Origin of the sequence: Pseudohalioglobus sediminis (genome assembly GCF_008370495.1) — a bacterium.
Lineage (GTDB): Bacteria > Pseudomonadota > Gammaproteobacteria > Pseudomonadales > Halieaceae > Halioglobus.
Map to the genome: position 1 here is coordinate 78,514 of NZ_VTUX01000004.1, position 13,760 is coordinate 92,273.

The 13,760-nt window shown below is 63.0% G+C and carries 15 protein-coding genes; 4 read left to right on the top strand and 11 right to left on the bottom strand.

Going from position 1 to position 13,760, the window contains the following annotated elements; all coding sequences use genetic code 11:
* Window positions 1-43: 43 nt before the first annotated feature.
* Together F0M18_RS09845 and F0M18_RS09850 are read right to left on the bottom strand one after the other, a co-directional pair.
* Window positions 44-241: a hypothetical protein gene (locus F0M18_RS09845; RefSeq protein ID WP_149611262.1), complete on the bottom strand. Its 198-nt coding sequence runs from the start codon at window positions 239-241 to the stop codon at window positions 44-46.
* A gap of 71 nt (window positions 242-312) precedes the next feature.
* Window positions 313-783 (bottom strand): FKBP-type peptidyl-prolyl cis-trans isomerase, encoded by a 471-nt coding sequence (locus F0M18_RS09850; RefSeq protein WP_149611263.1) that lies wholly within the window; start codon window positions 781-783, stop codon window positions 313-315.
* Between the two features lie 375 nt (window positions 784-1,158).
* Here F0M18_RS09850 and F0M18_RS09855 point away from each other — a divergent pair, with 375 nt between their 5' ends.
* Window positions 1,159-2,145: a GNAT family N-acetyltransferase gene (locus F0M18_RS09855; protein WP_149611264.1), complete on the top strand. Its 987-nt coding sequence runs from the start codon at window positions 1,159-1,161 to the stop codon at window positions 2,143-2,145.
* A 41-nt stretch (window positions 2,146-2,186) separates the two neighbouring features.
* Here F0M18_RS09855 and F0M18_RS09860 read toward each other — a convergent pair whose 3' ends face one another.
* Window positions 2,187-4,142: a hypothetical protein gene (locus F0M18_RS09860; RefSeq protein ID WP_149611265.1), complete on the bottom strand. Its 1,956-nt coding sequence runs from the start codon at window positions 4,140-4,142 to the stop codon at window positions 2,187-2,189.
* A 131-nt stretch (window positions 4,143-4,273) separates the two neighbouring features.
* On the opposite strand from F0M18_RS09860, the gene F0M18_RS09865 reads away from it, so the two are divergent.
* On the top strand, window positions 4,274-5,092 hold the full coding sequence (locus tag F0M18_RS09865; protein ID WP_149611266.1) for an NAD-dependent protein deacetylase: 819 nt from the start codon (window positions 4,274-4,276) through the stop codon (window positions 5,090-5,092).
* A gap of 68 nt (window positions 5,093-5,160) precedes the next feature.
* Here F0M18_RS09865 and F0M18_RS09870 read toward each other — a convergent pair whose 3' ends face one another.
* From F0M18_RS09870 to F0M18_RS09880, 3 genes are read right to left on the bottom strand one after another with little or no spacing between them, the layout of a single operon-like run.
* Window positions 5,161-6,021: an NAD(P)H-binding protein gene (locus F0M18_RS09870; RefSeq protein ID WP_149611267.1), complete on the bottom strand. Its 861-nt coding sequence runs from the start codon at window positions 6,019-6,021 to the stop codon at window positions 5,161-5,163.
* Window positions 6,022-6,033: 12 nt separating this feature from the next.
* Window positions 6,034-6,666, bottom strand: coding sequence for a flavin reductase family protein (locus tag F0M18_RS09875; RefSeq protein WP_149611268.1), 633 nt, complete (start codon window positions 6,664-6,666; stop codon window positions 6,034-6,036).
* A complete protein-coding gene (locus F0M18_RS09880) occupies window positions 6,653-7,057 on the bottom strand; it encodes a thiol-disulfide oxidoreductase DCC family protein (RefSeq protein WP_262500902.1) in 405 nt (134 codons plus the stop codon). Before F0M18_RS09880 ends, F0M18_RS09875 begins: the two co-directional genes overlap by 14 nt.
* A 165-nt stretch (window positions 7,058-7,222) precedes the next feature.
* On the opposite strand from F0M18_RS09880, the gene F0M18_RS09885 reads away from it, so the two are divergent.
* Complete coding sequence (locus F0M18_RS09885; RefSeq protein ID WP_149611269.1) at window positions 7,223-7,951, top strand: NYN domain-containing protein; 729 nt, start codon at window positions 7,223-7,225, stop codon at window positions 7,949-7,951.
* Between the two features lie 7 nt (window positions 7,952-7,958).
* Here the strand turns inward: F0M18_RS09885 and F0M18_RS09890 are convergent, their stop codons facing one another.
* Both F0M18_RS09890 and F0M18_RS09895 read right to left on the bottom strand, forming a co-directional pair.
* Window positions 7,959-8,405, bottom strand: a complete 447-nt coding sequence (locus F0M18_RS09890) for an acyl-CoA thioesterase (RefSeq protein WP_149611270.1) — start codon at window positions 8,403-8,405, stop codon at window positions 7,959-7,961.
* A 17-nt stretch (window positions 8,406-8,422) separates the two neighbouring features.
* Complete coding sequence (locus tag F0M18_RS09895) at window positions 8,423-8,800, bottom strand: glutaredoxin family protein (protein WP_149611271.1); 378 nt, start codon at window positions 8,798-8,800, stop codon at window positions 8,423-8,425.
* A gap of 214 nt (window positions 8,801-9,014) precedes the next feature.
* On the opposite strand from F0M18_RS09895, the gene F0M18_RS09900 reads away from it, so the two are divergent.
* Window positions 9,015-9,545, top strand: coding sequence for a glutathione peroxidase (locus F0M18_RS09900; RefSeq protein WP_149611272.1), 531 nt, complete (start codon window positions 9,015-9,017; stop codon window positions 9,543-9,545).
* A 76-nt stretch (window positions 9,546-9,621) separates the two neighbouring features.
* Here the strand turns inward: F0M18_RS09900 and katG are convergent, their stop codons facing one another.
* From katG to F0M18_RS09915, 3 genes are all read right to left on the bottom strand, one after another.
* On the bottom strand, window positions 9,622-11,910 hold the full coding sequence (gene katG, locus F0M18_RS09905) for a catalase/peroxidase HPI (RefSeq protein WP_149611273.1): 2,289 nt from the start codon (window positions 11,908-11,910) through the stop codon (window positions 9,622-9,624).
* A 180-nt stretch (window positions 11,911-12,090) separates the two neighbouring features.
* Window positions 12,091-12,285 (bottom strand): CPXCG motif-containing cysteine-rich protein, encoded by a 195-nt coding sequence (locus tag F0M18_RS09910; RefSeq protein ID WP_262500903.1) that lies wholly within the window; start codon window positions 12,283-12,285, stop codon window positions 12,091-12,093.
* Complete coding sequence (locus F0M18_RS09915) at window positions 12,282-13,628, bottom strand: MFS transporter (RefSeq protein ID WP_149611274.1); 1,347 nt, start codon at window positions 13,626-13,628, stop codon at window positions 12,282-12,284. The genes F0M18_RS09910 and F0M18_RS09915 overlap by 4 nt, the downstream gene beginning before the upstream one ends.
* Window positions 13,629-13,760 lie beyond the last annotated feature (132 nt).

The following is a 13,760-nucleotide window of genomic DNA, read 5'->3' on the forward strand; positions in this document are numbered from 1 at the left end:
CTTGCTGCTTCTCAGGCGATGGGTGGCTTTGCTGCTACAAGGCTCAGGTCTTGGCGCTGCCGCGCGTGTCGTATTGCTTGCGCGCGCCCAGCACGGGCTGGCCGCTGATGCCGGACTCGACCACGTCGATCTTGTTCCCGGATTTGAGAAACATTTTGGTCTGTTCGGCGATGGATTCCGATGTTTCCACTGCAGCGGGTTGTTTGCGCGTCGCTGCTGCGCGCATTGGTTTCTTGGCCATGATGGTTCCCGATAAAGATAATTATGGTTTAAGCGAGGGCGTGAAGCCCTCGCGGATAGTGCTGGCGGCTATCAGTGCACGTGGCCGTGGGCGATTTCTTCTTCGCTGGCGGCGCGCACATCAACTACCTGGACAGCAAAGTTCAACTGCTCTCCGGCGAGGGGGTGATTGGCATCAATGGTGATTTCGTCACCGGCCACGCTCTTGACCACGATACGGCGCGACTGGCCCTGTGGGTCCTGGGCTTCGAAGGCCATCCCGGGTTCTATCTCATCAACGCCCTGGAAGGCAGCGCGGGGTACGACCTGTACCAGTTCCGGCTGCACTTCACCGTACGCGTCTTCGGGGGCAATGCTGACGTTCAGTTCTGCGCCGGCAGTTTTGCCCACCAGGGCGCTTTCCAGCCCGGGGATGATGTTGTTGGCACCGTGAAGATAGGCCAGCGGCTCGGCGCCATCAGAGCTGTCGAGGACATCGCCGGCGTCGTTGGTGAGGGTGTAGTGGATGGAGGCAACAACGTTGTCGCCGATCAATAAGCTCATGTTTTTTCCTGTTACTGGCGGCGACATGGGGTGTTTACCGTGCGCCGGACTGAATTTATGAGTCCCTCTTGCGAGGAACGCTTATTGGAAACAGTTATTTATGCACTACAGGAAGAGGGTCAGGAAAGACTGAACGTCAAGCGGAACACAAACAGGGTATCTACCAAGACCCTCCAGTATAAAGCACGCAGGCATCAAGTCAATCGACGGCACTTTGCGGACGCAGCGGAGCTTCAGCCCGCGCGACGGCGCTGGCACTCCCATTCGGCGTGGGCAACTGACCAGCGGGAGCAGCGCCACCGGTGCACCTGGCGCCTGTCGCGGTAACACATTGGCCCTTTATGGCGTGATTTTCTGCCGCAATACGCCATTGCGGTGACCGCCTCCAGTGGTGACAATCGTATCCTGGCCATAACAGCTTGCGAGGCGCTGACGATGGGCGTGAACAACGTGGTACATGTGATCGATCCTGACCAGGCCATGAGCCGGCCGCTGGCAGCCTTGCTGGGTGCATACGGTATCAGTGTCAAGCGACATGCGGATGAGGCCGGGTTTCGGGTCGCGGCCAGCGAGCCAGGCTTCGGCGGCGGCTGCCTGATGCTGGAACTGGATGTCACCAGCGACGACCACCTGCACCGCCTGCGTACCCTGAGACAGGATTTCCCCGAACTGCCGATTATCGTGATGGGGGAGAGTACGCGCGACGGTCTGGGCGCGCGGGCACGGGGCGCGGGCGCCACCGACCTGATCGAGCGTCCACTGGCGGCCGCCTACCTGTTCAGCCGCCTGGCGCAATTGTTACCGGGTTCCGGCAATCTGCCAGCGGTAGAGCCGTCGGTGATGGAGGTCGATGGCGCGGCGCCGGTCACGCTGCGCATGGCGCACCCCGAAGATGCGGACATGGAGCAGGCCTTCATGACCTCGCTATCAGAGAAGTCGCGTTATATGCGGTTTTTTTCCGGCCTGAGCAAACTCCCGGAGCACGTACTCAAGGAATTCACCACGCCGCGCTATCCGATCAGCTACGCCGTGATCGCCACGGTGCCCGATGTTGATGGCGACAAGCAAATCGGGGTCGCCCGCTGGGCACCCACGGGTACCGAGGGGGTGGCCGAGTTTGCGGTGGTGGTGGCGGACGAATACCAGGGCCGGGGCATCGCCAGCCGCTTGATGCGTATCCTGATTACGGCCGCCGCGGTAGGCGGCCTGGAACGCCTGGAAGGGCTCATCCTCACCGAGAACGCGCCCATGCTGGCGATGGTGAAAAAAATGGGCTTCACGCGCTGCCCCAACCACGATGCCGGCCCCGGCGTCGCCCTTTACGTCAAGCACCTGCGCAATACCGGGGATCTCTCCGCCTGAGGTTCGATGCGGCCTGATCTCCGGGTGGCTGCCGGCAGGGTTCAGGGCGCCGAATTCTGGGTCTTGTAAAGCCGCCGGGCCGCTGCCCAGATGTCGTCCACCATGTCCCAACCGGCGGCATTGGTCTCTTCGTAGTGGCCTTCTGGTTCGCCCAGCTCGCGCCCCAGGCCCTGTCCGTAGCGGCAGATGGTAGCCACCGCCTCGGCGTCGTCACCCAGGGCAGTCAGTGCGGCCGGGTCATCGGTGATGGCCTGGCAGGTGGCCCCGGAGATGTATTCCGGTGATTCGATCACCCCGCGGGCGGCCAGGTCGGCGCAGCTGGCACCCCCGGTCAGTACCAGGTCAAGGCAGCGCAGGCGGTAATCCGCCACCGGCACGTAGTAGCCTATCTGGTCCGTGCCCAGACCCACGGTGAGAGTCAGCGATTCATCGGCCAGGGACAACAGGTGGCCCGGCAGTACGTAGTCCGCACCCACGGCATGGAGGTGGGGCTCTCGGTAGTATTTCTCCGCCGGTGCGCTGGCGAAGTCGTCGGGCAGGCCGTGTACCAGTTCCGGCGGCAACTCGCCCGGCATCCACAGAATGCCGACATCACCGAAATCGAGGTGGGCCAGCTGGCTGCGAATGACATCCCCGGCGGAGATCTGGCTGCCCAGCACCGGCGTGATGAAGGGGTCGTCCTCCAGTGCGCCACCGCTATCGCTACAGTTATCTGCCGAGAGTGGCTGGTCAGTGCAATTGTAGAGGGGTATGTCCTGCCAGCCGATATCCCCGTCCGCGATCAACAGCCTGAAGCCGATATTGGTGAGCCGGGTGAAGAAAGGTTCAATATGCACCCGCAGCTGCGACACCTCTACCGCTTGTGCCGCGTCCAGTAGCCCGCTTACCGCGTTGGCGAGCTCGGTACCGATCGATTCAGTCTTGGCGAAACTGCGACACAGGTAGGTGGGCCGGTCGTCGCATTCGGTGAGCGGCGCCGCGCCCTCGGGCACGCTGCGGCCATCGCCAACCGGGTGTTCGTCAGTGACCACCCAGGTGGGAGAGGCGCCCGGGCCGACCTGGTTGCCCAGGGGGCCATTGAAGAACAGGGTTTCACCGCCGCGCTGCGCCGCGATGCGCTCGCGCAGTACGCCCGGGAAGTCAGCGGTCAGGTAGCGGCCCTCCGCGGTACAGTCACCGCCCTCCCAGCCCTTCGCGGCGCAGGCCTGCTCCAGGCCCGCGGCATCCGCCGGCGGATGCCAGCCCAGGGTGGATTCCGGGTGACTGGTCCATTGCACCAGGGTGGCAATGGCCTCGCCGCTCTCGAGAGCGTCCACCGCGATCACGTTGAGGCGGGGGTCGCGGATAATCGGGTCGCGGACGTCATCGACGCCGTAGCCGTGCTCACCGCTTGCGGTGCGCAGTTGCGCCGCCTGCATACTCGCTACCGCATCCTCGGCGGCGAAAGCGATCTGGTCAGCGAGCAGGGAGAACCAGTCATCGTTGATGCTGAACGCGGTATCGGGGCCGTGGTGGTTGTGCGTGGCGGAAACCAGCACCGGCGCCTCCTGCCACTCAGGCGGTATCCTGCTGCGCACCCGGTTGACGATCTCGCTGATGTCCGGCGAGAAAAAGGAGTAGGTATCCGCCATGATCATGATGACGCGTTCGCCGTCACGGGACAGGGCCAGCGCCGTGGCGCGGATATCGTCATGCACCCAGGCGGAATCGGAGCGCCCGTTGCCCACATCGACCCGGCCCTGGTCCCAGGCCTCGATGAAAACGCCGGGGTTGTCGGGGTCCAGGGCCTCGCGGGCGGGCCAGCCGGGGGCGTCGGAGAGATAGGCGCGGCCCCCGGCGACGGTGGGTAGCAGGCTGTAACTGGCCGCTCCGGCCAGCAGGCTGGGTGCCGGCTCAGGCGGGGGCAGCGGCTGGCGGTCGGAACTGTCGCTGCAGCCAGCCAGGGCCAGTGCGAAAATTGCCAGGGCAAACGGTTTCCAGGGGCGAACGATCCTCATGGTGCACAACTCCTTGTGTTTATTATTGTCAGCGCCGCCGCCAGCGGCCCGTGGCGCCTGATCAGTGTAGTGAGGGCAGGTAAAAGCGTCAAAGCTCATCTCCCGCGGCACAGTGACCGTATACTGAGGGTATGAATACCGGGCACGATAATCTGCACGCATTGCGATCCTTCCTCGATGACTGCGAACGCATCGTGGTGCTTACCGGTGCCGGTATCAGTCTGGCGGGCGGGATACCGACCTATCGCGACCAGGACGGGGTCTGGCGCCACAGCGAGCCGATCAAGCACCAGGAGTTCCTGCGCGAGCCGCGTCGCCGCCAGCGTTACTGGGCCCGGTCGATGCGTGGCTGGCCCGCGGTGCGCGACGCGACACCAACCGCGGCGCACAGTGCCCTGGCGCAACTTGAGCGCTCGGGCCGCGTGGATCTACTGATCACCCAGAACGTGGATCGCCTGCACCAGCGTGCCGGCAGTGAGCGGGTGGTGGACCTGCACGGACGCCTTGACCGGGTGCAGTGCCTTGACTGCGGTGCCATGACCAGCCGCGATGCGGTGCAGGAGCAGTTGCTGCATCACAACGGGCAACTGCCCGTTGCGGCGTCGGCACGGCCCGATGGCGACGCCGACCTGCCGGAGCACCTGGAGCGTGACTTCGTGGTGCCGCTTTGCCCGCAGTGTGCGGGAACGGTGATGCCCGATGTCGTGTTCTTTGGCGGCACGGTGCCCAGGCCGCGAGTGGAATACTGCATGCAGGCGCTGGAGCGGGCAGACGGCTTGCTGGTGGTAGGCAGCTCATTGCAGGTGTTCTCCGGGTTTCGCTTTTGTCGACGCGCCAGCGAGTCAGGCGTGCCTATCGCCATCCTCAATCCCGGCAAGACACGAGCCGATGCCCTGGCCGGGCTGAAACTGGATGCAGATTGCCAGTCGCTGTTGCAGGCGGTGGTGTAGGGCCGCTGGCGTCTGAGGGTGATTCCCGGGCCGGGCAGGGTGCCTGCCCGGGTGTTGCGCGGGTGCGATCAGTTTTGCCGGTGCCGGCAAACCTCGGTGTAGCCGCTGCGATAGTCGGGGTAGCGCAGCGCGTAGCCGGTGCTCCGCAACAGCGCATTGCGGCAGCGTTTATGTCCGCTCACGCGAACGTCACCGGCCTGTTGTGCGGGGTTTACAACGCAGCCCAATGTTGCCGCGATCCAGCTTTCCACTTCGTGCGCCGGGGCCGGGTCATCATCGATGCCGTTGTAGGCCGCCGCCAGCTCCGTGCCTGCCAGTGATAGCTGCAGCAGGTGAACGAGGAAGCCGGCGCAATCGTCCCGGTGAATGCGGTTGGTGTAGCGTACCGGCTGTGCCGGGGCGATCTGGCCGCGTGCGATCTTGCTCATCAGCCTGCCATGCGGGTCGCCATAGATGCCGCCAAAGCGGATTACCGATGTCGGCACCGGAGAGGACAGGAAGGCCTGTTCTGCAGCGATGATCGCCTGCGCGCGCGCATCGGAGGTCGACAGGGGAGACGATTCGTCAACCCAGCCGCCTTCTGATTCCGCGTAGACGCGGGTGCTGGATACCATCAGCAGGTGTTTCGGGCGGTGCTCGCCCAGACCCCGCAGCACGTTGTCGGCGGCGTCGGCAAAGCCGCGCTGGTAACCCTCGAGATCCATGCTGGTTGGTGTGAAACTGGTGACGACAAAGTCCGGGCGCAGCTGCCCGGCGAAATCGAGGCTGCCAGCCTGGCTGTAGTCAGCGGCCACCCAGTTGATGTTCTCATGACCGGCGGGGGGATGGCGGCGTACGCCGGTAATGTCCCACTCGGTGCGGTCAAGGAGAGCACTTACGCGTTGGCCCAGGTCACCACAACCGACTATCAGCAGTGAATGGTGGCTCATGGGCTCTCCGGGTCAGGGTAGTGTGCGCGGTGGCAGGTCGGGCTTGGCATAGGCCATGCGCTTGAACGGGTCGGCCTGATGATAACTGTCGAGGCCGGTCAGTGCTACCGTGCCGGCCGCGGCGAGATCCAGTGAGCCATCCTCGTTCTGGCAATGCTCGGGAATTTCTGCCTGCATGACCTCACCGATAATCAGGTGGGTGCCGTTGATGGCCAGCTGCTGGTGCTCGCGCAGGGCCATCGCCAGCTTGATGTGCGCCTCGGCTACCAGTGGGGCACTGCACCCGTCCCACCAGCAGGGCGTAAGCCCGGTAGCGGAAAACTCACTGATTTCTTTCGGGTAGCGCGCCGCCGTCTGGTGCGCGGCCTCCACCATGTCGGCGTGCACGTGATTGATACTGTACTCCCCGCTGCGCAGCAGGTTGTGCAGGGTATGGCGCTCTTCCCCGCCCGGACGGATTATCAGGGCCAGCAGCGGCGGGTTCGAACCCAGGTGGACCACGGAACTCATGATTGCCAGGTTGCAGTGACCATCGTCATCGGCGGTGCCAACCAGGTTCGCGGACTTGAAGCCGGACAATGAATTCACCAGCGCAGCCCGTTCGCGAGTGGGCATGTCGGCCAGGTTGGCGTTAGTCAGGTGCATCACATGAATCCTTGTCGTTGCTGCAGGGTGACGGGTACAGGCGCCGGTAGCGCCAGCGTGCCCACGCAGTGTAAACCATACTGGCCAGCGGGCCGATCAGCGGCCAGCGCAGCCACCGCCACCAGGCGCCGTAGCGGGTGTACTGCCAGGCGGCAACGTTGGCATCAAGCCCGGTCAGCAGGCTGCCGTCGGGCAGTTGCAGGTGCAGGGTGCGCAGCAGCGTGTCCCGATCCGGCAGGTCGGCACCGGCAGGTAGCGCGTGAATATCCTGCAGCCGTAGCCGCGTGTCCTTGATTTCCTCAAGGCGCTGCATTTCCTTCAGGCATAACGGACAGCGGCCGTCATAGAAGAGAGTTGCGTGGGAAGCGGGCTGCATGGCTGAATAATTCACGGTGTAGGTACGCCGCTGGCCTGCTGTTGGATTCCCCGCGTGTGTTGGCGAGAAAGCGCTGGTATTCCCGGGTTACTTGGTTAAGCTCCTGCTGTTGACGTTTGTCCGGGCGGCGTGCGGAGCAGTTTCGAGCCCTCGCGACCCGGAACAGGAGAGAGTGATACCGTGCCCGAGACCAGGAAAATTGCCTTACTCATTGATTGTGACAACGTGCGCCACACCGCGATCGAAGGCGTGCTGGAGGAACTGGCCAAGCATGGCACGGTGAATGTGCGCCATGCACACGGCGACTGGAACAACCCGTCGCTTTCCGGCTGGGCTGAAAAACTGCATCCCCATGCGATCAGGCCCATGCAGCAATTCGCCTACACCAAAGGCAAGAATGCGACCGATTCCGCCATGATCATTGATGCCATGGACCTGCTCTACAGCGGTAATGTCGACGCGTTTGCGCTGATGACCAGCGACAGTGATTTCACACCACTGGTGTTACGAATTCTGGAGAGCGGTTTTCCTGTCTATGGCTTCGGCGAGAAGAAAACCCCGCGTCCCTTCGTGGACTCCTGTTCACCCTTCATCTATATAGAGAACCTGGTCGTCGAGGACACGGCAGATAGCGGCGCAAGCTCGGTGCCGGCGCGAAAGACCAAGTCCAGGCTCAGGCAGGACAGTGCCCTGGTGAAGCTGCTCAGAACCGCTGTCAGCCAGGCGGCAGACGACGACGGCTGGGCCAACATGGGCCAGGTGGCCAGTTACATTGCCAACAACAACAGTTCTTTTTCGTCCGTGAACTACGGTTATCGCCGAATCAGTGACCTGATCAAGGCCACCGAGCTGTTTGATATCGAGTTGCGCAATGGCACGGCCATGTATGTCAGTGATCCCCGGGGTTGAGGTCGGGTCAGTTGGCTGAGCGGCTGTGGCCATCCAGCAGTCGGCGAAATTGATCGGGGACGGGTACAACCCGTTTGTTGCCGTAGTCGAAGAACAGCAGCGTGGTCGCCACCCGCGCCATCTCGCTGTCGCTGCTCAGGTTGGTGATCCGGTAAAGCAGTTCAAGGCTCTTGGTTTCGATATTGTCCACCGCCAGCTCGACCCTGAGCCTGTCACCGTATTCCGCTTCGGCCAGGTACTGCACTTCAGCATGGGCCATGATCAGGCCGGCGTCTTCAAAGGCGGTGGCTTCGGCGTAACCCAGCTGCTTGATGAAACGCAGTTGTGCTTCCATGGCGATAGGCAGCACGCGATCGGCGCCCAGGTGGTTGGCCGAGTTCACGTCCGTGTACAGCACATCGTATTCTGTTGCGAACAGGAAGCTATCCGGCAGGGTGATCGACTTGCGCGTCATCTGGCTTGCTCGCGCTGTCAGCTTGCGGACGGGGCGCTGAAGCGGGACTCCAGGTAGGCGATGATGTCTCCTGATTCGTACATCCACTCGACCTCACCGCCGTCATTCTGGATACGCAGGCAGGGTACTTTGAGGTTGCCGCCACCGGCCAGCAACTGCTCTTTCGCTGAGGGCTCGCGCTTCACGTCCCGGGTATCAATGGTCAGCGACAAGCGTTTCATTGCCCGCCTCACCTTGACGCAGAAAGGGCAGGCCTCGTAGTGGTACAGCGTCAGCGAGCTGCTCAGTGCGTCGACGCTCGCCTGCTGCTCCGGCGAGCGCACCATGCCCTTTGGTGTGAACAGCCAGTTAAAGAACAAGATGATCTTACCGAGTATGAAGCGGATAATTGCCATAAACTGTCTCTGAAGTGGTCGTTTGCCGTCGCCAGCACTGCGTGCAGGCGCAGCGGGTGCGCCAAGGTGGTGTCGCGGGGTGCACAGGATAGCCCCATCGGCATAAATAACAAGGTCCGCCGTTGGCGCATTGCCGGCACGCCCCGGCGGCCTGATCCGATATGCTGGGCCTGCCGTAGCTTTTCCGTACCCCTACATATTATCTGGAGGATATATGTTTCGTTCTGTTGCTGTTGCCGGCGTGCTCTGCCTGGCAGCCCCCGCTTTCGCCGATTGCCCGGATTACCTGGACCACGACATGCGCAAGTTGCATTCCAGGGAACAGGTGAACTTCTGCCAACTGCAGGATGGTAAACCCATGTTGATCGTCAACACCGCCAGCCACTGTGGTTACACGTCACAGTTCAAGGGCCTCGAGGCACTGAACCAGGCCTATCGCGATCGCGGCCTGGTGGTGGTGGGTTTTGCCAGTAACGACTTCCGCCAGGAAGCGAAGGACGAAGAGAAGGCCGCCGAGGTCTGCTACGTCAATTATGGTGTTACTTTCACCATGATCGCCCCGAGCGCGGTGCGCGGCGACGATGCCAATCCAGTATTTGCCGAACTGGCGAAGCAGGCAGGCAAGCCCAGCTGGAACTTCAACAAGTACCTGGTCGATGGCGATGGCAGGGTGGTGGAGCAATTCGGCAGCAACACCAGTCCGGATGACAAGGCCCTGGTGGCGGCAATAGAAAGCGTTCTGTGACGGTTATATCCATCCGGGCAGATAAAAAAAACGGGAGGTGGCTGTAGCCACCTCCCGCCAGTACAGCTGGTTACAGCTAGATGCTGTGACGCAGGTCGAAACGATCCAGTTGCATTACCTTAACCCAGGCGGCAACGAAGTCATTCACGAAGCGCTCCTGCGCATTGTCATACGCGTAAGCCTCGGCGATGGCACGCAACTCCGAGTTGGAACCAAAGATCAGGTCTACCGGTGTCGCTGTGTACTTGACGGCACCTGACCGGGCATCCACACCCTGGTAAACACCTTCTGCATCGGCTTTCTGCCAGCGCGTGGACATGTCCAGCAGGTTCACGAAGAAGTCATTGTTCAGGGTTCCCGGCTTATCGGTGAAAACACCGTGCTGGCTGCCGCCACTGTTTGCATCCAGCGACCGCAGGCCACCGATGAGAACCGTCATTTCCGGTACGGTCAGTGCCAGCTGGTCCGCTTTGTCCACCAGCATCTCGGTGGGTGAGCGGTAGCTTCCGGATACATCGAAGTAGTTGCGGAAGGCATCAGCCCTGGGCTCCAGCAGTGTGAACGATGCCACATCCGTTTGCGCCTGGGTGGCGTCGCCACGGCCAGGTGTAAACGGTACATCGACCTTGACGCCGGCGTCCGCGGCCGCTTTCTCAATCGCCGCGGCACCACCGAGGACAATCATGTCAGCCAGGGAGATCTTGCTGCGGCTGGCTCCCGAGTTGAAATCGCGCTGCACTTCACGCAGCGTTTTCAGCACGCGGGCCAGTTCCTGCGGATTGTTTGCCGTCCAGTCCTTCTGCGGAACCAGGGCCACGCGGGCGCCATTCGCGCCACCACGCATGTCGCTGGCGCGGAAGCTGGACGCGGATGCCCATGCTGTACGCACCAGTTCCGGCACGGTCAGGTCCGTCTTGAGGATGGCCTTCTTCAGCTTCTTCACGTCGCCCTTGTCGACCAGCTTGTGGTCCCAGGCCGGGATCGGGTCCTGCCAGATCAGCGCTTCTTCCGGTGCGGTATCACCGATGTAGCGAGCTCTCGGCCCCATGTCGCGGTGGGTCAGCTTGTACCAGGCCTTGGCGAAGGCCAGGCGGTACTCTTCCGGGTTCGCCAGGAAGCGCTCGGCGATCGCACGGTAGGACGGGTCGGCCTTCAGTGCCAGGTCGGCAGTGGTCATAACCGGCGGGTTGAACTTGCCTTCCACGTGGGCATCGGGCACAGAGTTATGCAGTGACTCATCCTCCGGAATCCAGATGATGGCGCCAGCCGGGCTGCGGGTCTGCTTCCACTCGTTGTTCAGCAGGTTGGACAGGTACAGGGTGGTCCACTGGGTCGGCGCCTGGGTCCAGGCCCCTTCCAGCCCGCTGGTCACGGTGTCTTCGGAGTGACCCTTGCCGCACTTGTTCTTCCAGCCCAGGCCCTGCTCTTCGATGGGGGCCGCACCGGGCTCGGGGCCGACACAGTCGGCGGGCTTGTGCGCGCCGTGCATCTTGCCGAAGGTATGGCCGCCGGCAATCAGGGCCACGGTTTCTTCGTCATTCATGGCCATGCGGCCGAAGGCGACGCGGATGTTGCGGGCCGAGCCCACGGGGTCAGGTTTGCCCATGGGCCCTTCCGGGTTCACGTAGATCAGCCCCATGTGGGTGGCGCCGAGCGGGCGCTGCAGCTTGCCGTCCTTCTCCTGGCGATCGCTGGCCAGCATCTCCACCTCAGGACCCCAGTACACCATGTCCGGCTCCCAGTCATCGGCGCGGCCGAAGGCGAAACCGTAGGTCTCGAAGCCCATGTTTTCCATGCCGATGGTGCCAGCCAGCAGCATCAGGTCAGCCCAGGACAGGTTCTCGCCATACTTCTGCTTGACCGGCCACAGCAGGCGCCGGGCCTTGTCCAGGTTGCCGTTGTCCGGCCAGCTGTTGAGGGGGTCGAAGCGCATCTGGCCACCGTCACCGCCACCGCGACCGTCCAGGGTGCGGTAGGTGCCGGCGCTGTGCCAGGACAGGCGGATAAACAGCGGGCCATAGTTGCCCCAGTCCGCCGGCCACCAGTCCTGGGAGTCGGTGAGCACGGCTTCGACGTCGGCTTTCACCTGCTTCAGGTCCAGCTTGCTGACCGCCTCGGCATAGTCGAAGTCGTCACCGAGTGGGCTGGAGCGTCGGTCGTGGTCGCGCAATGGCGAGAGGTCGAGTTGCTCGGGCCACCAGAACTGGTTGCTCTTGGCCTGATTCGGGGCCACGGTACCCATGCCCATCGCTCCGGCGGGTTTGCTCATGGTTTTCGCTGCTTCGGCCAGTGTGGCGCCGGGGGCCAGTGCCAGTGCCAGCGCGCCGGTTACCGCAGCGGCCATCATTGTCTTGCGTGCTTTCATGTGTTTCTCCCTGGTTCGCTGCTGCTCCGGCAGCCAGCGAGTTTATTAGATACGGGCCGACCACAAACCGGCCGGAATATTGACTATAGAAGCGGCCAGACGATAGCTGAAGTCATTTAAAACAATAGGGGCAATAGTTTTTCTCAAACATTGGCGCTGGCTACCGCAACTGCAGAGCTGTCAGGCGTCTTCAGAGCGGGCCTGGACCACCAGGTCTTCGCCGGATAGTTGCACCGTGATGATCATGGGCCGGCAGCAGACCTCACAGTCTTCGATGTATTCCTGCGCCCCCGGCGAGATATCGACCAGCACGGTGACCGGTTCGCCGCAACAGGGGCAGTAGAGCGCAGACTCATCGAGGACGTCGCTCATCATTGCGTCGCCTCACCGGCTTCGCCCAGGGCCTGGCGCAAGCGCTGGTGTTCCGCCTCGTCGATGGGGAAATTGTGCATCATGGCGACTGCAGCCAGCTTGAACAGCACGCTGGGTGCGCCATAGAGAATGGCCAGGGCGCGCACGTCCTCCGGCGTATTGGCCGTGGTCGCATCGAAACCGATGCTATCCAGTAGCGGGAAAATAAGCCCCACCGCCAGGGCAAAGGCCAGTTTCGAGGCGGTACCCCAAAGGGCGAAGAACAGCCCGGGGCGCCGCTGCCCGTTTTCGTGGGCATCCCACTCGATCAGGTCACCGTTGATGGCGCTGGGTAACGCCAGGTCGGCACCGATCATCAGCCCGGTGCCGACGACAATGGCGATATACCAGCCAATGTCGCCCGCGCCGAGAAACGGCGCTCCGGCGAAGAACAGGCAGGCCAGGATCACCGCCGCACACCAGGTGCGGTGTTTGCCAAAGCGCCGCGCCAGGCGCACCCAGACGGGAACAGATATGGCGCTGCACACGAAATACAGGAACAGCACGGGCCCCGCCATCGCGGGCGCCTCCAGCACGTGCGTCACGAACAGCAGGAACAGCGTGGCCGGGATCGCGTTGGCGACGCCGTTGAGGAGGAAGGCCAGCAACAGGCGCCGGAACGGGGAGGGCTGCGACAGCAGGCGCAGGGCGCCGCGCAAATTGTTGCCCTCCGGGGTCACGGTTGCGCGGTCCGGTACCCAGCGCATGGCGATAGGTACGGTGACCAGCAGGCCGATGATGACGAGGATAGCGATGGCCGTGAGCGAGGACTGCAGGGCCGCGTTATCGCTGTTGTCGATCAACAGCAGTGCCGCCATGGTGCCGGCCAGTCCGAACACCACCCTTGAACCGGCCACGCGACTGCGCTGGTGGTAGTTGCTGGACAGTTCGGCGCCCCAGGCATTCATCGGCACCAGTGCCATGGTGCCGGCGATGTAGATGCCCATCGCACCCAGCAGCAGGTAGGCGTTGCTGACGTTGTCACCCGGATTGAATAACAGCCACACCGAGGCGGCGACCAGTGGTGCGCTGCCCGCCACCCATATCTTGCGGCGTCCCCAGCTTGCCGGCGTGTGATCGGATAGATAGCCGACGAGGGGGTCGGTAACCATGTCCCAGAGTCGCGCCAGCAGCAATATGCCACCCACCGCTGTGAGGCTCAGTCCCAGTGCCTGCGCGTAGTAGGTCGGCACGATAACCTGCAGGGCGATGAATCCCGCCGCCATGGGAAAGGCCAGGCTGCCGTAGGCGGCGAGCATCCTGTTGGGGACGGGCTGGTCTGTTGTCGGCGTCTTGCTGGCGGCCATATTCGCATCATGGGGCTGGGAATGTAGGCAAGTATACGCAGTTGTGCGGAGCACAGGTCACACAGCGCGGCCGGCGCCGGTCATGGCGCTGCCGTGGAGGGGTGAGCGGCCGCCCGCGCTGGCGGTGCGCGC

Coding starts and splice junctions, on each gene's coding strand:
- F0M18_RS09845 (WP_149611262.1), bottom strand. CDS start 241: ATGGCCAAGAAACCAATGCGCGCAGCAGCGACGCGCAAACAACCCGCT.
- F0M18_RS09850 (WP_149611263.1), bottom strand. CDS start 783: ATGAGCTTATTGATCGGCGACAACGTTGTTGCCTCCATCCACTACACC.
- F0M18_RS09860 (WP_149611265.1), bottom strand. CDS start 4,142: ATGAGGATCGTTCGCCCCTGGAAACCGTTTGCCCTGGCAATTTTCGCA.
- F0M18_RS09865 (WP_149611266.1), top strand. CDS start 4,274: ATGAATACCGGGCACGATAATCTGCACGCATTGCGATCCTTCCTCGAT.
- F0M18_RS09870 (WP_149611267.1), bottom strand. CDS start 6,021: ATGAGCCACCATTCACTGCTGATAGTCGGTTGTGGTGACCTGGGCCAA.
- F0M18_RS09875 (WP_149611268.1), bottom strand. CDS start 6,666: ATGCACCTGACTAACGCCAACCTGGCCGACATGCCCACTCGCGAACGG.
- F0M18_RS09890 (WP_149611270.1), bottom strand. CDS start 8,405: ATGACGCGCAAGTCGATCACCCTGCCGGATAGCTTCCTGTTCGCAACA.
- F0M18_RS09895 (WP_149611271.1), bottom strand. CDS start 8,800: ATGGCAATTATCCGCTTCATACTCGGTAAGATCATCTTGTTCTTTAAC.
- F0M18_RS09900 (WP_149611272.1), top strand. CDS start 9,015: ATGTTTCGTTCTGTTGCTGTTGCCGGCGTGCTCTGCCTGGCAGCCCCC.
- katG (WP_149611273.1), bottom strand. CDS start 11,910: ATGAAAGCACGCAAGACAATGATGGCCGCTGCGGTAACCGGCGCGCTG.
- F0M18_RS09910 (WP_262500903.1), bottom strand. CDS start 12,285: ATGATGAGCGACGTCCTCGATGAGTCTGCGCTCTACTGCCCCTGTTGC.
- F0M18_RS09915 (WP_149611274.1), bottom strand. CDS start 13,628: ATGGCCGCCAGCAAGACGCCGACAACAGACCAGCCCGTCCCCAACAGG.